This is a genomic window from Pseudomonas cremoricolorata DSM 17059 = NBRC 16634 (assembly GCF_000425745.1).
Classification (GTDB): Bacteria; Pseudomonadota; Gammaproteobacteria; order Pseudomonadales; family Pseudomonadaceae; genus Aquipseudomonas; species Aquipseudomonas cremoricolorata.
In genome coordinates this window covers 30,816-49,307 of record NZ_AUEA01000007.1, presented here as the reverse complement: position 1 = coordinate 49,307, position 18,492 = coordinate 30,816, and the positions used below count along the sequence as shown (strand labels likewise).

Below are 18,492 nucleotides of genomic sequence, written 5' to 3'. Positions count from 1 at the left end.
GTCAACTTCATGTGGGGGTGTGCTCTGCGCGGGATGGGCTGCGCTGCAACAGTGGATGAATCAGTGCGCCAGCGGCGCTCAACGCCACCGCTACCAGCAAGTAAGCGTGCTCGCTCGACTCCAGCAACAGCAGGCCACTGACCGCTATCTGCGCGAGCGCCACCGCTGCGTTGAACGCGCCATGGGCCCGAGCAGAGCGGTGCTGCAGGCCCGCCGCGTTGGCCGCCAGCAAGAACACGGCGGCGGTGATGACGGCGCTGCTGGTCGGCAACGCCGGGTATTGCATGGCCAGGTAAAAGCCCAGCAAGGTCGGAGCTATGAAACCCACCCAGTGACCGTGGCTGGCGCGGGTCGCGAAGGCGGCTCGCTCGGCGTTGTCGGCAAGCTCGACTCGCTCCGGGCCGCCCAGTAATACCCGCCACTTCGCGCGCCAGCCGACCTGGGCGAATGCCGTGCGCAGATACGGCAGGTAGAGGAACGTGTTCAGGTAACCGGTGGCGTGCTCGTGGATGATCGGTGTGGTGATGCCATAGCTCACCGGCAGGTGCTCGAGTTCGGCCTGGTAGGTGCCGAACAACCTGTCCCAGATGACCAAGAAGCAGCCAAAGTTCTTGTCCAGGTACTGGGGGTTGCTGGCATGGTGAACCCGGTGCTGGGACGGCGTGACCAGCACTTTCTCCAGCACGCCCAGCTCGGGGATCATCGAGCTGTGAATGAAGAACTGGTAGATCAGTTGCGCCGCGACCACCAGCAGGTAGTACTCAAGGGCGATGCCGAGCATGGCCATGGGCAAGAAGAACAACCACACCGTGAAGTTGCCCAACCAACCGATTCTGACCGCCGTGGTCAGGTTGAACGACCTGCCCGAGTGATGCACCAGATGGTTGCACCAGAGTATCGACAGGCGATGGTGGGCCCAGTGATTGATCCAGTACAGCAGGTCATAGACCAGCAACGCGAACAGCAGGTTTGCCGCAAACCCGTCGAAACTCAGGCCCAGGGAAAAATGTTCGTACAGGTAGGTGTAGACCGACAGGTTGACTGCCGTGAACAGCACGCCGACCACCAGATTGGTGATGCCCAGCAACAGATTGGTGACACCCTCGCGGGGCTGCCAATGGGCCGAGCGCCTTGCCGCCAGAATCAGCGCTTCGATCAGTACCGCGCCGACGACCAGCACCAGCAGATAGGCTATGAACGCCTCTTCGGACATTGACCCACTCCTACACACGACCCGTCGCTTCGCCGGGCCAGGCTCGGCCTCGTCGAAGCCGATTTTTCAGCGGGCAAGCCTCTTGCAACGGGCATGCTGGCGCAACTACTTGAACAGGTAGTTGACAATCGGCAAGGCCGCAGCGGGCTGCACGAAGACGGTTCGGCTTAATCCAGGCAGCGTTCGATCGTTCTAATTCAGCGAACCAGGAACACGCGGTACGCAGGCTCGGCAATTGGTGCTATACCTCTGGCCGCAGCACCATGCTGGCACCTAACAGGAAGTTGGGTGGACGTTCATCAGGGAAGGGAGTTTGTCATGCTGTCCAGCGCCTACGATGCTGACTTTTTCGACTGGTGGGTGGCGCTCAACACCGATCCAGTCAGCGAAGACGGCTGGCTCGCCCACATCGATCGGCAGGTCAGGCGAATCGGCTTCGACTGCTTCGCCTACAGCCATCGGCGACCGGTGCCGTTCTCCCAGAGCAATCACTCGATCATCGGCAGCTATCCGCAGACGTGGATTGCGCACTACAACCAACAGTGCTACGGCGCCAGCGACCCCTCGATCGCCACAGCGCGGCAGACAGGCCTTGCCGTCTGGGCCGAGCACAGCGATTTCAACGACTGCGTGATCTTCAATGAGGCGCGTGCCTGCGGTCTTAACATCGGCGCGACCTTCATGATGCGCGGCCTGGACCACAGCACCCACGTGTTGGGCGTCGCCCGCGCCGATGAAGCGGTGCGCGCCGCAGAGTACCTGTCGCTGCAGCTGAAACTTCGCTGCATCACCGAGTGGCTCGAGCGCCAGCAGCGGCCACGCCCCGCCTGCGCCTACCCGGCGATCGACCTGAGTCGACGTGAAACAGAAATTCTCAAATGGATCGCCGATGGCAAATGCTCGAACAGCATCGCCGAAATCATCGGCCTTTCCGAGAACACCGTGAATTTCCACGTCAAGAACCTGCAGCGCAAGTTCGGCTCTGGTAACCGCATATCGGCCGCTGCCTACGCCGCCGCGCTCGGGCTCATCTGACGGCACTGCGGCACCCCCGCATGCCCCAAGGACACCGCTCCGCGCCGGCAGCATCGGCATGGGGCGGTTCATTCAAGGACCGACCGTGTATCACTTCACACTGCAACGCCACGAACACTTGTCTGCCGCCCAGCTCCACGAACTCGGCCTGTTCCGCCATCGGGTCTTCGTCAGTCGGCTCGGCTGGGATCTGCCCGGCGTGCGACGCGACACCCTGATCGAGTTCGATGAATTCGATACCACCGGGACCTGCTATGTGCTGGCCCGCGACGGCAAGCGCAACCTGATCGGCTGCACTCGACTGCTGCCCACCACACGCCCCTACCTGCTCGGGCAAGTGTTCGCCCATCTGTGCGGTGACTCGGTTCCGCACGATCCGCAGGTCTGGGAACTGTCGCGCTACGGGGCGGCTTCCGATCTGCATCCAGGGCTTGGCATCGACCTGTTCAAGGCGTCCTTGCGCTTCGCTGCGCACCTCGGCGCCCGTGACGTGATCGCCGTGACCAACACCTCGATAGAACGCTACTTCCGACGCGAGAAGGTGCAGTTTCGCCGACTCTGCGCACCCGTCGCCCACGCGCGTGAGCATCTGGTCGCCCTGGACTTCTGCGGCAATCAGTACAGCCAGCTCGAGGCCTCGTGAAGCGCCAGCGGCCCACGCCATCCTGGGTGGCGGGCGCCCCAGCTTTTTCCTCTGCAACCACCACAAAAATCATCATTTCGCTGGGTGTGCATTCTGAACACTATGGGGGCAACCCGCGCCGGGCACTCGTCCTGGCCGCTCTCAGACCTGTTCGAAGGACGCAGACATGCCCGCACAGACAACCACCATCGACACCTTGGTGATCGGCGCCGGCCAAGCCGGTATCGCCGCCAGTGAACACCTCGGCAGCCTCGGCGTGCCGCACCTGGTGCTGGAGCGCAAGCGCGTTGCCGAGGCCTGGCGCAGTGGCCGCTGGGATTCGCTGGTGGCCAATGGGCCGGTGTGGCACGACCGCTTTCCGGGCTTGGACTTCGATGACCTCGACCCGGACGCCTTCGCCGGCAAGGATCGGGTGGCCGACTACTTCGAGGCCTATGTCGAGAAATTCCAGGTGCCGGTGCGCACCGGGGTGGAGGTCACGCGGGTGGTGCGCAATGAGGGCCGCAGCGGTTTTCGGGTGGAAACCAGCGACGGGGTGATCGAGGCGCAGCGTCTGGTGGTGGCCACCGGGCCTTTCCAGACCCCGGTGATTCCGCCCATCGCGCCGCACGACCCAAGCCTGTATCAGATCCACTCGGCCGCCTACTTCAACCCGCAGCAATTGCCTGACGGCGCGGTGCTGGTGGTCGGCGCCGGTTCTTCCGGGGTGCAGATCGCCGATGAACTGCAACGCGCCGGCAAGCAGGTGTACCTGTCGGTCGGCGCCCACGACCGGCCGCCACGGCGTTACCGCAACCGCGACTTCTGCTGGTGGCTGGGGGTGCTCGGGGAGTGGGACGCAGAAACCCCGCGCCAGGGCCGCGAGCACGTGACCATCGCCGTCAGCGGCGCGCGCGGGGGCAACACCATCGATTTTCGCGCCCTGGCCCAGGAAGGCATGACTCTGGTCGGCCTCACCGAGTCGTTCAACGACGGTGTGGTGACCTTCCGCGCCGATCTTGCCGACAACCTCAACGCTGGCGACGCCAACTACCTGGCCGTGCTGGATGCCGCCGACGCCTATGTCGAGCGCCATGGCCTCGACCTGCCGCCCGAGCCGCAGGCGCGCCAGCGCCACCCGGACGCGGCCTGCATCAGCCAGCCGATTCTTTCGCTGAACCTGGCCGAAGCCGGCATCACCAGCATCATCTGGGCCACCGGCTATTCGGTGGACTACAGCTGGTTGCAGGTCGATGCCTTCGATGCCAAGGGCAAGCCGCAGCACCAGCGCGGGGTGTCCAGCGAACCTGGCGTGTACTTCCTCGGCCTGCCCTGGCTGTCGCGGCGCGGTTCGAGCTTCATCTGGGGGGTGTGGCACGACGCCAAGCACGTCGCCGGACACATCGCCACGCAGCGCAGCTACAGCGCCTACCGCGATGCCGGGCAGCGCCAGGCCGAACAGTGAACCCCACCCTGCCCCAATTGCATTTGCCTTGAAGGATTTTCCGATGCCCACGCACACCCGTATTCGCATGTTCAACACCAAGACCACCTACCCCAACCAGTCGCTGGACAACGACCTGTGCCAGGCGGTACGCGCCGGTAATACCGTGTACGTACGCGGCCAGGTCGGCACCGATTTCGACGGCAACCTGGTCGGCCTCGGTGATGCCGCGGCCCAGGCCGAACAGGCCATGAAGAACGTCAAGCAACTGCTGGAAGAAGCCGGCAGCGACCTCTCGCACATCGTCAAGACCACCACCTACCTGATCGACCCGCGCTACCGCGAGCCGGTGTACCAAGTGGTCGGCAAGTGGCTGCGCGGGGTCTTTCCGATTTCCACCGGGCTGGTGGTGTCGGCCCTGGGCCAGCCGCAGTGGCTGATGGAAATCGACGTGATCGCGGTAATTCCCGAAGACTGGCCAGCACAACCCGAGGCGCGCCCATGACCTTCTCCATCATCGGCCGCTGCGCCGAAACCGGGCAGTTGGGGGTGGCCATCAGCTCATCGAGCATCGCCGTCGGCGCACGCTGCCCGTGGCTGCGTGCAGGGGTTGGCGCTGTGGCAACGCAGAACGTCACCCTGCCCGCTCTGGGGCCGCAGATTCTCGACCTGCTCGAACAGGGCCAGCTCGACCCGCAAGCGGCGCTGGAACAGGCGCTGCAGGCCAATGGCTGGAGCCAGTACCGGCAAGTGACGGTGATCGACGACCAGGGCCGGGTGGCGCTGTTCAGTGGCGACCAGGCGCTGGGCGTGCACCACGCCGTGGCCGGCGACGGCTGCGTGGCGGCGGGCAACCTGCTGGCCGGCACCGAGGTGATCGAGGCCATGACTGCCGCCTTCGAACAGGCGCCGGGGCAACTGGCCGAGCGCCTGCTCGCCGCCATGCAGGCAGCGATGGCCGCAGGCGGTGAAGCGGGGCCGGTGCATTCGGCGGCGCTGAAGGTGGTCGACGAGCTGATCTGGCCGATCGTCGACCTGCGCGTGGACTGGGCCGAGCACGACCCCATCGGCCAGCTCGACACGCTGTGGCAGGCCTACCAGCCGCAGATGCAGGACTACATCACCCGCGCCCTGGACCCCACCGCCGCGCCCACTTATGGAGTGCCGGGCGATGAATGAGCCGCGCAGCCGCGACCTGCTGGCCGCGCTGGTCGGCTTTGCCACGGTCAGCCGCGACTCCAACCTGGCCTTGATCGACTTCATCGCCCAGTACCTGGCCGGTTACGGCGTGCAGGCCGAGCTGCTGTACAACGAGGCGCGCAGCAAGGCCAGCCTGTTCGCCACCCTGGGCAACGACAACGGCGGCGGCATCGTGTTGTCGGGCCACACCGACGTGGTGCCGGTCGATGGCCAGGCCTGGACGGTCGAGCCGTTCTGCCTGAGCGAGGCCGACGGGCGTTTGTATGGGCGTGGCACGGCGGACATGAAAGGCTTCATCGCCTGCGTACTGGCAGCGGTGCCACGGCTGTTGCGCAAACCGCTACGCCAGCCGGTGCACCTGGCGTTTTCCTACGATGAGGAAGTCGGCTGCCTGGGTGTGCGGCCCATGCTCGACGCCTTGCGTCAGCGCCCCAACCCACCGCGGCTGTGCCTGATCGGCGAGCCGACCGAGCTCAAGCCGGTGCTGGGGCACAAGGGCAAACTGGCGATGCGCTGCCAGGTCAGTGGCGCGGCGTGTCATTCGGCGTATGCGCCGCAGGGGGTCAATGCCATCGAATACGCCGCGCGGCTGATCAACCAACTGGGCGAAATTGGCCAGCGCCTGGCCGAACCTGCGCTGCACGACGCGCGCTTCGAGCCGCCGTTCTCCACCGTGCAGACCGGGCTGATTCACGGCGGGCGGGCGCTGAACATCGTGCCTGCCGAATGCACCTTCGATTTCGAAGTGCGCGCCCTGCCCGGCTTCGACCCGCAAAGCGTGGTCGATGAACTGCACGCCTACGCCGAACGTGAAGTGCTGCCACGCATGCGCGCGGTCAGCGCCGCCAGTGACATCGAGCTACAGCCACTCTCCGCCTACCCGGGCCTGGCCACCGCCGCCGACAGCGAGGCGGCGCAGTTACTGGCGCGCCTGTGCGGCTCGGACGCCTTCACCACCGTGGCCTTCGGCACCGAGGGCGGGCTGTTCGATGCCGCTGGCATCGCCACCGTGGTGTGCGGGCCGGGCAGCATGGACCAAGGCCACAAGCCGGACGAGTTCGTCAGCCTTGAACAGTTGGACGGCTGCGACGCGATGCTTGCGCGCCTGGCCGATTACCTGCAGGCCGAGGCGAGCTAGCGTTTCGTAAAGCCCCTAGGCACCGCCCTGCCCCGACTGACTCAGCGCGGTCAGGCGTTCGCGGCAGAAGTCGACGAACACCTGCACCGGCTTGGTCAGTTGGCTCTTGCGCAGGCGCGCACTGACCAGCCCAGACGGCGTCACCGCCTCGGCCAGCTCCACGGTGGCCAACTTCTGCCCATCGTAGCTGTGGGTGGAGAACGGCCGCGTCACCAGCAGCGAGAAGCCAAAGCCCTGGCCGACCATGCCGCGCACCATCTCGATGGACGGTGAGCCGAAGACGATGTTCGGGGTCAGCCCCAGTTCGTGGAACAGGCTGACGAAATAGGCGCGGCTGGGCAGCACGTCGAGCAGGATCATCGGCTCGTGCACCAGCTCGCGCAGCGAAACCCTGGCCTGACTGGCGAAGCGGTGCCCGGCCGGCAGCAGCACGTAGGGTTTCTGCGCCGGCATCAGCGGCTCGGTTTCGATGGTGTTGTCCAGTTCGTGGTCGTAGAGAAACGCCACATCGAAGCTGCCGGCGGTCAGGCCCTGCACCAGCTCTTGCTGGTCACCGTCGCGCAGGCGGATGTTGACGCCGGGGTATAGCGCGCTGAAGCCTGCGATCAACTGCGGCAGGTACAGCGGCGCCACGGTTTCGAAGCAGCCGATGTCGATCTGCCCGGTCATCACCGCGTTGTCGGCCAGGGCGTTCTGTTCGAACTCATGGGCGATGCGCAGCAGTTCCTGGGCCTTGTGGTAGAAGCGTTTGCCGCTTGGGGTCAGCGACACGCCCTGGGCGTGATGGCGGATGAACAGCTGCACGCCGAAGCTGCCTTCGAGATTCTTGATCGCCGTGGAAATCGACGGCTGGGCGATGTACAGCTGGCGCGAGGCTTCGGCGACGCTGCCGGCCTCGACCGTGGTGACGAAGTAGCGCAACTGTCGCAGGGTGTAGGAAGCCACGGACGCCCCTCGCGGTGAACGGGCCGGCACGCGCCGAGCCGGGGAAATGGTGCTCCACCATACCGCACCTGGCCGCCTGGCCTGGCGAGCTTTTTCATAACCCCGAAGCATATTTTTAATCGTTTTCCTCGCCGCCACAGTGGCGCACCATCGAACCACAACAACAGCGCCGCCGCCCACGCCGCACGGCGCCAGAGCATTCACCCCTTACTGCCTCTCGACCATACAACCATAAAGTAATGAGGGAGTTTCCATGCGTACTCGTAACGTGTCGCTCAGCCTTGCCTTGCTCTCGGCCATCAGCTTTCCGGCGTTCAGCGCCGCCTCCTCCAGCCTCACGGTGATTTCCTTCGGCGGTGCCACCAAGGCGGCGCAGCAGAAAGCCTATTTCCAGCCGTTCGAACAAAGCGGCGCCGGTCGCGTGGTGGCCGGCGAATACAACGGCGAGCTGTCGAAGATCAAGGCCATGGTCGATGTCGGCCATGTGTCATGGGATGTGGTCGAGGTGGAAAGCCCGGAGCTGATCCGCGGCTGTGAATCGGGGCTGTTCGAGAAGCTCGACGCCAACATCATCGGCGCGCAATCGGGCTACCTGCCCGGCACCGTCAGTGAATGCGGGGTGGCCAGCTACGTGTGGTCGATGGTGCTGGCCTACAACCCGAAAAAACTCACCACCGGCCCCGCCTCCTGGGCCGATTTCTGGGACACCCAGCGCTTCCCCGGCAAGCGCGGCCTGCGCAAGGGCGCCAAGTACACGCTGGAGTTCGCCCTGCTCGCCGACGGCGTGAAGCGCGAGGAACTGTACCGCGTGCTGGCCACCCCCGAGGGGGTCGACCGGGCGTTCAAGAAGCTCGATCAGATCAAGTCCAGCATCCAGTGGTGGGAAGCAGGCGCCCAGCCGGCGCAATGGCTGGTGGCCGGTGATGTGGTGATGTCGGCGGCCTACAACGGGCGTATCGCCTCGGCGCAGCAGGAAGGTTCGTCGCTCAACATCGTCTGGCCCGGCAGCCTGTACGACCCGGACCACTGGGCCATCGTGCGCGGCAGCAAGAACAAGTCCCTGGCCGAAGACTTCATCCGCTTCGCCAGCCAGGCCGATGCGCAGAAAACCTTCTCGACGCAGATCCCCTACGGCCCGATCCGCCAGGACGCCCTGGCACAGCTGCCCCAGGAGGTCCAGCAACAGCTCCCCACCGCCCCAGCCAACCTGGCCCAGGCCCAACTGGTGGATGCCGAGTTCTGGGTTGACCACGGTGAAGAGCTGGAAGAGCGTTTCAACGCCTGGGCCGCGCGCTGATTGGGTTGAACTGCACCTCAAATGTTGGACACCCGTCCACTTTTGGGACGCAGTTCAATACCGCCTCGGCCCCAATCGACTCATCCACACCGACGCCAGAATCACCGTGCCGCCCACCAGCAGGCGGCCCAGCGGGGCGTTCTGGTTCCAGATCAGCAGGTTGAGCACCAGGCCCACCGGCACATGCAGGTTGTTCATCACCGCCAGAGTGGCGCCAGGCACCAGGCACGCACCCTTGTTCCACCAGTACAGCCCCAGCGCCGTCGGCACCAGGCCGAGGAAGGCCAGCACCAGCCACTGGGTATCGGTGCTGGGCAGGTGCTCGGCGTTGCCGAACAGCAGAAAACCCGGCAAGGCGATCAGCAAGGCCCCCAGGTAGAAGTAGCCGAAGCGGCGATAGTGCGGCAGGTCGCTGGGGTGGCGTGCGACCAGGTGGCGATACAGCACCTGGCCGGCGGCATAGGTGAAGTTGGCCAGTTGCAGCAGCAGGAAGCCGATGAAGAAATCGCCACTGATGCTGTCGAAACGAATCACCGCAGCGCCAGCCACCGCCACCAGTGCCGCCAGCAGCGCCCAAGGGTTGAAGCGGCGGTTCAGGGCGTCTTCGATCAGGGTCACGTGCAGCGGGGTGAGCACGGTGAACAGCAACACCTCGGGCACTGTCAGCACGCGGAAACTCAGGTACAGGCACACATAGGTGATGCCGTACTGCAAGGCGCCGATCAGCAGCATCGAGCGCATGAAGCGCGGTTCGACCTGGCGCCAGCGCGTCAAAGGCAAGAACACCACTGCGGCGAGCACTACCCGCGCCAGCACGGCGAAGTAGCTGTCGACCTGCCCGGCCAGGTATTCGCCGATCAGGTTGAAGGAAAACGCCTGGATCAGCGCAACGATTATCAGGTAGCCCATGACGCCCTCGTCTCAATCAAGGCGGCGACCTTAGCGGGTTGCGCAGCGCCCGTCCAACAGGCAAAAAAACGCCCGACCATCGCTGGCCGGGCAGGTACACCCAAAGGAGCAAAACAGGGTGTCAGGTTTGGGAATTCCTTAAGGCTCAGGCCACCGCAGCGATACGCGCCTTGGCGTGGGCCATGCCCTGGTCGTGGAAGTCGCCGCTCATGTTCAGGCCTTCGGCGTGGATGAAGTCGACTTCGTGGATGCCGATGAAGGCCATGGCCTGACGCAGGTAGGGTTCCTGGTGATCGCTGACCGCACCGGCATGGATACCGCCACGGGCCGTGAGCACGATGGCGCGCTTGCCGGTGAGCAGGCCTTGCGGGCCGGTCGGGGTGTACTTGAAGGTGATGCCGGCGCGCAGCACGTGGTCGAGCCAGGCCTTGAGCGTGCTGGGGATGGTGAAGTTGTACATCGGTGCGGCCAGCACCAGAACATCGGCGGCCAGCAGTTCATCGGTCAGCAGATTGGAGCGCGCCAGCGCCTGGGCCTCGGCCGTCGAGCGCTGCGCTTCGGGCTTCATCCAGCCGCCAAGCAGGTCGGCGTCCAGGTGCGGCACTGGGTTCACGGCCAGGTCGCGCAGGGTGATTTGATCGTCGGGGTGGCTGGCCTGCCATTGCTCGATGAACTCGCGGGTCAGTTGACGCGACACGGAATCTTGCTGGCGGGCGCTGCTCTCGATAATCAATACACGGGACATGAATGCCTCCATCGGCGAAATGTGTGCTGCGATGGAGGTGAGACTAGCGGTTGACCGATCGATAAAAAAGCGTAAAAACTGGGTTCAATCTATCGAATTATTCGCTTATTGATTCGTACAGGCTACGCTGACCCGCAGTTTCAGCACCTCGCGGTTGAAGCGCACGGTCACGCTTGCCCGCTGCCCCGGGGCCAGGTTGACCCGCCGCACCCGCGGCGCTTCGGGGCCATTGCGCAGGGTCACCTTACAGGCCGCAGGTTGCTGGCCGTAGTTGTTCAACGTTACAGCGCCGAGGTCGGGCGCCGGGTCGTAGGCGGTGAAGTCGACCTTGACCCCTTCCAGGTTTTTTTCCACTTCGATGGGATAGGCCTGCGCGAGCATCGGCAGGCTGCACAACAGCATCAGGCAATAGATCTTCATCAGACGTGCTCCTTGTAGGAGCGCAGCTTAGGACAACAGGAAGCCCCCATGAAAGCGCCCCGCGTCACCCTCGATCAATGGCGAACCCTGCAGGCGGTGGTCGACCACGGCGGCTTTGCACAGGCCGCCGAAGCCCTGCACCGCTCGCAATCCTCGGTGAGCTACACGGTTGGGCGCATGCAGGAACAACTGGGCGTGCCGCTGCTGCGCATCGACGGGCGCAAGGCGGTGCTCACCGAAGCCGGCGACGTTTTGCTGCGTCGCTCGCGGCATCTGGTCAAGCAGGCCAGTCAGCTCGAAGACCTCGCCCACCACATGGAACAGGGCTGGGAAGCCGAGGTGCGCCTGGTGGTCGACGCCGCCTACCCCAATGCGCGGCTGGTGCGCGCCCTCAGCGCGTTCATGCCGCAGAGCCGCGGCTGCCGGGTGCGGCTGCGTGAAGAAGTGCTGTCGGGGGTCGAGGAAGTGTTGCTCGAAGGCGTCGCCGATCTTGCCATCAGCAGCTACAGCATCGGCGGCTACCTGGGCAGCGAACTGAGCGCGGTGGAGTTCGTCGCCGTCGCCCACCCCGAGCACAGCCTGCACCGCAGCGGCCGGCAACTGACCTTCCAGGACCTGGAAAGCCAGTTGCAGGTGGTGATCCGCGACTCGGGCCGGGCGCAGCCGCGGGATGTCGGCTGGCTCGGCGCCGAGCAGCGCTGGACGGTGGGCAGCCTGGGCACTGCGGCAACCTTCGTCAGCAGCGGCCTGGGTTTTGCCTGGCTGCCGCGTCACATGATCGAGCGCGAGTTGCGCGAAGGCGTGCTCAAGCCGCTGCCACTGGAACAGGGCGGCCGTCGTCACCCTCTGTTCTACCTGTATGCCAGCAAGGAAAAGACCCTCGGCCCGGCCACGCAGATCCTCATCGACCTGCTGCGCAACTTCGACACCGCGCCGCTCGACGTGCCATTCGCCGCCCCGGCCCAGGCGTGATCCGCACGCGGTGTCGGAACACCACTGCCCGACACAGTGTCGGAGCTGGTGAGCCCTGTCAGGACAGGCGTCGCACTGGCGGTGATCGACGAATCGCGGCACCCTAGACGCCTCGTTCGACCCCACAGAATCCGCCAGCGCCCTGCGCCGGTGGTCTCAACTCCACAAGGACTGCCTACCCATGCTGAAGAAACTGCTTCTCGCCACCTGCTCGCTGGCCTTCGCTGCCAACCTCATGGCTTCCGACAAGACCCCGCATGTGCTGCTCGACACCAGCTTCGGCGCAGTGGAAATCGAGCTCAATGCCGACAAGGCGCCGCTCAGCACCAAGAACTTCCTCGCCTACGTCGACAGCGGTTTCTACAACGGCACCCAGTTCCACCGGGTGATTCCGGGCTTCATGGTCCAGGGCGGCGGCTTCACCGAGCAGATGGTGCAGAAAGACACCAAAGACCCGATCAAGAACGAAGCCAGCAACGGCCTGCTCAACACCCGCGGCACGCTGTCGATGGCGCGCACCTCCAACCCTAATTCTGCGACCAGCCAGTTCTTCATCAACGTGGCCGACAACGCCTTCCTCGACCCGGGTCGCGACGCGGGTTACGCGGTATTCGGCAAGGTCACCAAGGGCATGGACGTGGTCGACCGCATCGTCGCCTCGCCCACCACCATCAAGAAAGGTATGCGTGACGTGCCGGTCGATCCGGTGCTGATCAAGTCGGCCAAGCGCATCGACTGATCGTCTCGCTGCACAGGGATGTGCAGTCGCTACCCCGCGCGAGTCTTGCCAGGAGTGTTCGTCCCCATGCTGTACCGGCGTTTCGAGCAACTGATCGACATCTTCCGTGAGGCGCCCAGCGAGGCGCCGCCCGGCAAGGTACTGCCCTTCTACCTCTACTACATGCGCCAGGTGTGGCCGAGTTTCGCCGCGCTGCTGGTGGTCGGCCTGATCGCCTCGCTGATCGAAGTGGCGATGTTCAGTTTCCTCAGCCGCATCATCGATCTGGCCCAGGGCACGCCCAACGTCAATTTCTTCAGCCAGCACAGCGGCGAGCTGATCTGGATGCTGGTGGTGGTGCTGCTGTTGCGGCCTATTTTCTTCGGCCTGCACGACCTGCTGGTGCATCAGACCATCAACCCCGGCATGACCAGCCTGATCCGCTGGCAGAACCACACCTACGTGCTGCGCCAGAGCCTGAACTTCTTCCAGAACGATTTCGCCGGGCGCATCGCCCAGCGCATCATGCAGACCGGCAACTCGCTGCGCGACTCGGCGGTGCAGGCGGTCGATGCGCTGTGGCACGTGCTGATCTACGCCATCACCTCGCTGGTGCTGTTCGCCGAGGCCGACTGGCGGCTGATGCTGCCGCTGCTGGTGTGGATCGTCGGCTACATCGGTGCGCTGTGCTACTACGTGCCGCGGGTCAAGGCGCGCTCGGTGGTGTCCTCCGACGCCCGCTCCAAGCTCATGGGGCGCATCGTCGACGGCTACACCAACATCACCACCCTGAAGCTGTTCGCCCACACCGACCATGAGCAGCAATACGCCCGCGAAGCGATCCGCGAGCAGACCGAAAAGACCCAGCTCGCCTCGCGCGTGGTCACCAGCATGGACGTGGTCATCACCAGCCTCAACGGCCTGCTGGTGGTGACCACCACCGGCCTTGCGCTGTGGCTGTGGACGCAGTCGCTGATCAGCGTCGGCGCCATCGCCCTGGCCACGGGCCTGGTGATCCGTATCGTCAATATGTCGGGCTGGATCATGTGGGTGGTCAACGGCATCTTCGAGAACATCGGCATGGTCCAGGACGGCCTGCAGACCATCGCCCAGCCGGTTACCGTACGCGACCAGGCCGACGCGCCGGCGCTCGAGGTCAGCCGCGGCGCGGTGCATTTCCACCACGTCGACTTCCACTACGGCAAGGCCAACAAGGTCATCGAAGGGCTGGAACTGAACATCCGTCCGGGCGAGAAGATCGGCCTGATCGGGCCGTCCGGCGCCGGCAAGTCGACCCTGGTCAACCTGCTGCTGCGCCTGTACGACATCCATGGCGGACAGATTCTGATCGACGACCAGGACATCGCCACGGTCAACCAAGCCAGCCTGCGCGCGCAGATCGGCATGATCACCCAGGACACCTCGCTGCTGCACCGATCGATTCGCGAAAACCTGCTGTATGGCAGACCCGAGGCCAGCGAGGCCGAGATGCGTGAAGCGGTGCGCCAGGCACGCGCCGACGAGTTCATCCCGCAACTTTCCGATGCCCAGGGCCGCACCGGTTTCGATGCGCATGTCGGTGAACGCGGGGTCAAGCTCTCGGGCGGCCAGCGTCAGCGCATCGCCATTGCCCGGGTGCTGCTGAAGAACGCGCCGATTCTGATCATGGACGAAGCCACCTCGGCGCTCGATTCCGAAGTCGAAGCGGCGATTCAGGAGAGCCTGGAAACGCTGATGCAAGGCAAGACGGTGATCGCCATCGCCCACCGCCTGTCGACCATCGCGCGCATGGACCGCCTGGTGGTGCTCGACAAAGGCAAGATCGTCGAGATGGGCAGCCATGCCGAGCTGCTGGCGCACAAGGGCGTGTATGCCCGGCTGTGGCAGCACCAGACCGGCGGCTTCGTCGGCATCGATTGATGCCTGCCGCGGTTCATGGCTGGTTGCTGCTGCCAGCCATGAACAGTCGGCGTCCCTCACTCACAGCGATACGGCAACAGGGTCTGCGCCTGCTCGGCGTAGGCCTGCACGCCCACGCGCTCTTCACGCAGAAACTCGTTCACCGCCTGGCGCAGACCGGGGTGCAGCAGGTAGTGCCAGGAGTGCGTGAGCACCGGCTCGAAACCGCGAATCAGCTTGTGCTCGCCCTGGGCGCCGGCGTCGAAGCGGCGCAGGCCCTGGCCGATGGCGAACTCCATGCCCTGATAGAAACAGGTCTCGAAATGCAGCCGGTCGAACTCGTCCAGGCAGCCCCAGTAACGCCCATACAGGCTGTCGCTGCCCAGCAGACTCAAGGCCATGGCCACCTCACGACTGCCCTGCCGGGCGATGACCACATGAATCGCCTCGGGCATGCGCTCGGCAATCAGGCTGAAGAATTCGCGGGTCAGGTACGGCGCGCGGCGGCGCACCGCGTAGGTGTTGGCGTAGCAGCGGTAGATGAAGTCCCACTGCGCCTGGCTTAGCTCGCCGCCCTGGTAATGCGTGAAAACGATGCCCTGCCCCGCCACCTGCTCGCGCTCCTTGCGCAGCTGCTTGCGTTTGCGCGAGGTCAGCGTGTCGAGGAAATCCTGGAAGTCGCGGTAGTCGCGGTTGCGCCAGTGGAACTGGCAGCCCAGTCGTTGCAGCCAGCCGGGCTGCGCGGCCAGCAGTCGATCGAGGCCTGGGTCGGTGAAGTTGATGTGTGCGCCCGACAACTGCCCCTTGTTCAGGTATTCGGGTAGCGCCTGCAACAGCAACTGGGCATCGGCCTGGTCATGCGCCAGCAGCCGCGGGCCGCTGACCGGGCTGAACGGCACGGCGCCCAGCAGCTTGGGGTAGTAGGCGATGCCGGCCCGTTCACAGGCCTCGGCCCAGCCGTGATCGAACACGTACTCGCCGAACGAATGCCACTTGCGGTATGCCGGCAGCAGCGCGCGCACCTGGCCATCGCGCTCGAGCACCAGGTGCTCGGCGGCCCAGCCGGTGGCGCGGCAGACACTGGCGCTGTCTTCCATGGCGCTGAGAAAAGCATGGCGCAGAAACGGCTGGTCGGGCGGCACCAGAGCGTCCCAGGTCGCTGCGGGCAGGTCGTGCAGGTGGGCAAGGCTGTGCAGGCTGATCACGGGCGCTACTCGGGCATAAAGAGGCAAGCAGTATCAGGGAAGTTGCCGCGCACACTCAAACCTGAAGACGCGTTTTAAACGAAGTGCCATCAACCAGACATGAATCTGTCACCCCCCCTCGCAATACTTGCGCCTGTTTTTCGGAACCTGAGAAACCTGTCTAGTCAGGGCGTTTCCGAAGGCATGCCAACTCAGGGGCGGGCGTTTGGGCCTCCCCACTTTTTCCAACAGGGAGAACTGTATGCGTCTTGTTTCTACACTTACCGGAGTCAGCCTGACCGGCATGGTACTGGCACTGAGCACTCCGGCCAGTGCTGCCGTCGACGCCAAGCTGCTCGAAATGCTGCGAGCCAACGGCTCGATCAACCAGGCACAGTACAGCGAGCTGCAAGCGGATCTGGCCAACGAGACCAAGGAAAAGGCCGCACAGAAAGCTCAGTCCGAGCGCATGAGTTCCTTCGAACAGAAAGTGGCCTGGGCCGCCAAGACCCAGATCAAGGGCGATGTGCGTCTGCGCTACGAAGACGTCAACGTCAACGACCCGAACAGCCGCAGCAACAACCAGGACCGCGAACGCGTTCGCGCCCGTGTCGGCTTCTACAGCGAGATCAACCCGCAGGTCGACGCCGGCGTGCGTATCGCCACCGGCAGCAGCGCCGATGCGCGCTCGACCAACCAGAGCCTGGACAACTACTTCGAGAAGAAATCGCTGTGGGTTGACCTCGCCTACCTCGACTGGCACCCGACCGCCATCCCCAACCTGCACCTGATCGGCGGCAAGATGCAGCAACCTTGGGTGAGCATGGGCGACATCATCTGGGACAGCGACATCAACCCAGAAGGTGTAGCGGCCACCTACAAGCATGACCTGGGCGGCGCCGAGGTGTTCGGCAGCATCGGTCACTACATGCTCAAGGACAACGTCGACGGCAACGGCGTGCAGTTCAAGCACGATGCGCAGCTGTACCACGCTCAGTTGGGCACCAAGTTCGCCGCCACCGACGCGCTCAAGTTCACCGTCGGTGCCAGCCTGTACGGCTACGACAACGACAAGCCATCGGCGGTACTGCGCGCCCTGGGCAACACCACCGACGAGTTCCAGCTGGTGGAAGGCTTCGGTCAGGTCGACTTCACCGGCTTCGCCATCCCGCTGTCGGCCTACGGCCAGTACGTGAAGAACACCGAGAGCACCGATGGCATGGACCAAGCCTGGCTGGCCGGTCTGAAAACCAAGATCGGCACCTGGAGCCTGGACTACAACTACCGCGACGTGCAGCGTAACGGTGTGGTCAGCGCCTTCACCGATTCGGACTTCGGCAACGGCTTCACTGGCTCGCGCGGCCACAAGTTCAAGGTCGGCTACGAGATCGACAAGAACTTCTCGCTCGGCGCTGCCTACCTGATGGCCAAGACCGACTACTCCAACCTGCCTAACAGCAACGCCGACGTCGACACCCTGCAGGTCGATCTGGAAGCGAAGTTCTAAGCCACAGAACGTTTTGAGAAACGAAAACGGGAAGCGCCGATCGCATGCGGCGCTTCCCGTTTTTTCGTGTGCGGGGCGGTGACAGCGCCGTGCGCTCAGCGCTTGCGCAGCACCACGCTGCCGATCGAATACCCCGCCCCGAACGAACTCAACACCCCCACCGCGCCCGGCGCAAGGTCGTCCTGGTACAAGTGCAGTGCGATCACCGAACCGGCCGAACTGGTGTTGGCATAACGGTCGAGGATCACCGGCGCTTCGCTCTCGCTCACCTCTCGCCCCAGCAGCTTCTTGACGATCAGGTGGTTCATGCTGAGGTTGGCCTGGTGCAGCCAGAAGCGTTGCACATCACTGGGCTGCAAGCCGTTGTCGCTCAGGTGCCCGGCGATCAGTTCGGCGACCATCGGGCACACTTCCCGGAACACCTTGCGACCTTCCTGCACGAACAGCTTGTCGACGTTGGCTGCACTGTCTTCGGCAGCACGGTTGAGGAAGCCGAAGTTGTTGCGGATGTTGTTGGAGAACTGCGTCAGCAGGCGCGTGCTGACGACGTCGAACTGATGCGCCGAGGTGGCCTGGTCCTGGCGCTCGATGAGCACTGCGGTGGCGGCATCGCCGAAGATGAAGTGGCTGTCGCGGTCGCGGAAGTTGAGGTGGCCGGTGCACACCTCGGGGTTGACCACCAGCACCGCACGGGCCTGACCGAGCTGCACGCTGTTGGCGGCGGTCTGGATGCCGAAGGTGGCCGAGGAACAGGCCACGTTCATGTCGAAGGCAAAGCCCTGGATGCCAAGCGCGGCCTGCACTTCGATGGCGATAGCCGGATACGGGCGCTGCAGGTTGGAGCAGGCGACGATCAGCCCGTCGACATCGGCGGCGCTACGCCCGGCGCGTTCCAGCGCCTGGCGCGCGGCAGCCACGGCCATTTCGCACAACACCGAAGGTTCATCGTTGCTGCGCTCGGGCAGGCTGGGTTTCATCCGCTGCGGGTCGAGAATGCCGGCCTTGTCCATTACGAAGCGGCTCTTGATACCCGAGGCTTTTTCGATGAACGCGGCATTGGACTCAGGCAACGCCTCGACCTCGCCCCGCTCGATGGCCTCGGCCTGGGCGGCATTGGCCTGACGCACCCAGGTGTTGTACGACTCCACCAGCTCTTCGTTGGAAATGCTCTGCGCCGGGGTGTACAGGCCGGTGCCGCTGATCACGACATTGTGCACGGTCGTTCCTCTGCTCTAGGGCCAGCA

18 protein-coding genes are annotated in these 18,492 nt (G+C 64.5%); 11 read left to right on the top strand and 7 right to left on the bottom strand.

The genetic code is table 11. The annotated features are described in order from the left end of the window. Positions 1–7: 7 nt before the first annotated feature. Entirely contained in the window at positions 8–1,213 is a 1,206-nt protein-coding gene (locus tag H618_RS22080) for a sterol desaturase family protein (RefSeq protein WP_050577259.1), read from the bottom strand. A 318-nt stretch (positions 1,214–1,531) separates the two neighbouring features. Here H618_RS22080 and H618_RS0108855 point away from each other — a divergent pair, with 318 nt between their 5' ends. The 6 genes from H618_RS0108855 to argE all read left to right on the top strand — a co-directional run bounded on the left by H618_RS0108855 (position 1,532) and on the right by argE (position 6,652). After that, on the top strand, positions 1,532–2,248 hold the full coding sequence (locus H618_RS0108855) for an autoinducer binding domain-containing protein (RefSeq protein ID WP_050577258.1): 717 nt from the start codon (positions 1,532–1,534) through the stop codon (positions 2,246–2,248). Positions 2,249–2,333: 85 nt separating this feature from the next. Further along, positions 2,334–2,891 (top strand): acyl-homoserine-lactone synthase, encoded by a 558-nt coding sequence (locus H618_RS21450; protein ID WP_161628444.1) that lies wholly within the window; start codon positions 2,334–2,336, stop codon positions 2,889–2,891. 166 nt (positions 2,892–3,057) lie between these two features. Further along, positions 3,058–4,335: a flavin-containing monooxygenase gene (locus H618_RS21445; protein ID WP_033727598.1), complete on the top strand. Its 1,278-nt coding sequence runs from the start codon at positions 3,058–3,060 to the stop codon at positions 4,333–4,335. A 43-nt stretch (positions 4,336–4,378) separates the two neighbouring features. Next, on the top strand, positions 4,379–4,819 hold the full coding sequence (locus tag H618_RS0108840) for a RidA family protein (protein WP_028694739.1): 441 nt from the start codon (positions 4,379–4,381) through the stop codon (positions 4,817–4,819). After that, a complete protein-coding gene (locus H618_RS0108835) occupies positions 4,816–5,493 on the top strand; it encodes a DUF1028 domain-containing protein (RefSeq protein ID WP_028694738.1) in 678 nt (225 codons plus the stop codon). Before H618_RS0108840 ends, H618_RS0108835 begins: the two co-directional genes overlap by 4 nt. Further along, entirely contained in the window at positions 5,486–6,652 is a 1,167-nt protein-coding gene (gene argE / locus H618_RS0108830; RefSeq protein ID WP_028694737.1) for an acetylornithine deacetylase, read from the top strand. The genes H618_RS0108835 and argE overlap by 8 nt, the downstream gene beginning before the upstream one ends. A gap of 15 nt (positions 6,653–6,667) precedes the next feature. On the opposite strand, the gene H618_RS0108825 is transcribed toward argE, so the two are convergent. Beyond that, the gene (locus H618_RS0108825) at positions 6,668–7,597 is read right to left on the bottom strand and encodes a LysR substrate-binding domain-containing protein (protein WP_028694736.1); all 930 of its coding nucleotides are present in this window, start codon (positions 7,595–7,597) and stop codon (positions 6,668–6,670) included. Positions 7,598–7,850: 253 nt separating this feature from the next. Here H618_RS0108825 and H618_RS0108820 point away from each other — a divergent pair, with 253 nt between their 5' ends. Continuing rightward, on the top strand, positions 7,851–8,894 hold the full coding sequence (locus H618_RS0108820) for an ABC transporter substrate-binding protein (RefSeq protein ID WP_028694735.1): 1,044 nt from the start codon (positions 7,851–7,853) through the stop codon (positions 8,892–8,894). A 54-nt stretch (positions 8,895–8,948) separates the two neighbouring features. Here H618_RS0108820 and H618_RS0108815 read toward each other — a convergent pair whose 3' ends face one another. From H618_RS0108815 to H618_RS0108805, 3 genes are all read right to left on the bottom strand, one after another. Continuing rightward, positions 8,949–9,803, bottom strand: coding sequence for a carboxylate/amino acid/amine transporter (locus H618_RS0108815; protein WP_028694734.1), 855 nt, complete (start codon positions 9,801–9,803; stop codon positions 8,949–8,951). Between the two features lie 145 nt (positions 9,804–9,948). After that, entirely contained in the window at positions 9,949–10,548 is a 600-nt protein-coding gene (locus H618_RS0108810; protein WP_028694733.1) for an FMN-dependent NADH-azoreductase, read from the bottom strand. A gap of 105 nt (positions 10,549–10,653) precedes the next feature. Further along, positions 10,654–10,968 carry a hypothetical protein gene (locus H618_RS0108805; protein WP_028694732.1) on the bottom strand — a complete coding sequence of 105 codons (315 nt, stop codon included), beginning with the start codon at positions 10,966–10,968 and terminating at the stop codon, positions 10,654–10,656. Positions 10,969–11,016: 48 nt separating this feature from the next. Between H618_RS0108805 and H618_RS0108800 the strand changes: the two genes are divergently transcribed. The 3 genes from H618_RS0108800 to H618_RS0108790 all read left to right on the top strand — a co-directional run bounded on the left by H618_RS0108800 (position 11,017) and on the right by H618_RS0108790 (position 14,578). Next, positions 11,017–11,940, top strand: a complete 924-nt coding sequence (locus H618_RS0108800) for a LysR family transcriptional regulator (RefSeq protein WP_028694731.1) — start codon at positions 11,017–11,019, stop codon at positions 11,938–11,940. A 181-nt stretch (positions 11,941–12,121) separates the two neighbouring features. Continuing rightward, positions 12,122–12,679, top strand: a complete 558-nt coding sequence (locus H618_RS0108795) for a peptidylprolyl isomerase (RefSeq protein ID WP_028694730.1) — start codon at positions 12,122–12,124, stop codon at positions 12,677–12,679. 66 nt (positions 12,680–12,745) lie between these two features. Next, positions 12,746–14,578, top strand: a complete 1,833-nt coding sequence (locus H618_RS0108790) for an ABC transporter ATP-binding protein (RefSeq protein ID WP_028694729.1) — start codon at positions 12,746–12,748, stop codon at positions 14,576–14,578. Positions 14,579–14,634: 56 nt separating this feature from the next. On the opposite strand, the gene H618_RS0108785 is transcribed toward H618_RS0108790, so the two are convergent. Next, complete coding sequence (locus tag H618_RS0108785) at positions 14,635–15,762, bottom strand: GNAT family N-acetyltransferase (protein WP_028694728.1); 1,128 nt, start codon at positions 15,760–15,762, stop codon at positions 14,635–14,637. 241 nt (positions 15,763–16,003) lie between these two features. On the opposite strand from H618_RS0108785, the gene H618_RS0108780 reads away from it, so the two are divergent. Beyond that, complete coding sequence (locus tag H618_RS0108780) at positions 16,004–17,248, top strand: putative porin (RefSeq protein WP_028694727.1); 1,245 nt, start codon at positions 16,004–16,006, stop codon at positions 17,246–17,248. A 95-nt stretch (positions 17,249–17,343) separates the two neighbouring features. Here H618_RS0108780 and H618_RS0108775 read toward each other — a convergent pair whose 3' ends face one another. Continuing rightward, positions 17,344–18,465: a beta-ketoacyl-ACP synthase III gene (locus H618_RS0108775; protein ID WP_028694726.1), complete on the bottom strand. Its 1,122-nt coding sequence runs from the start codon at positions 18,463–18,465 to the stop codon at positions 17,344–17,346. Between the last annotated feature and the right edge of the window lie 27 nt (positions 18,466–18,492).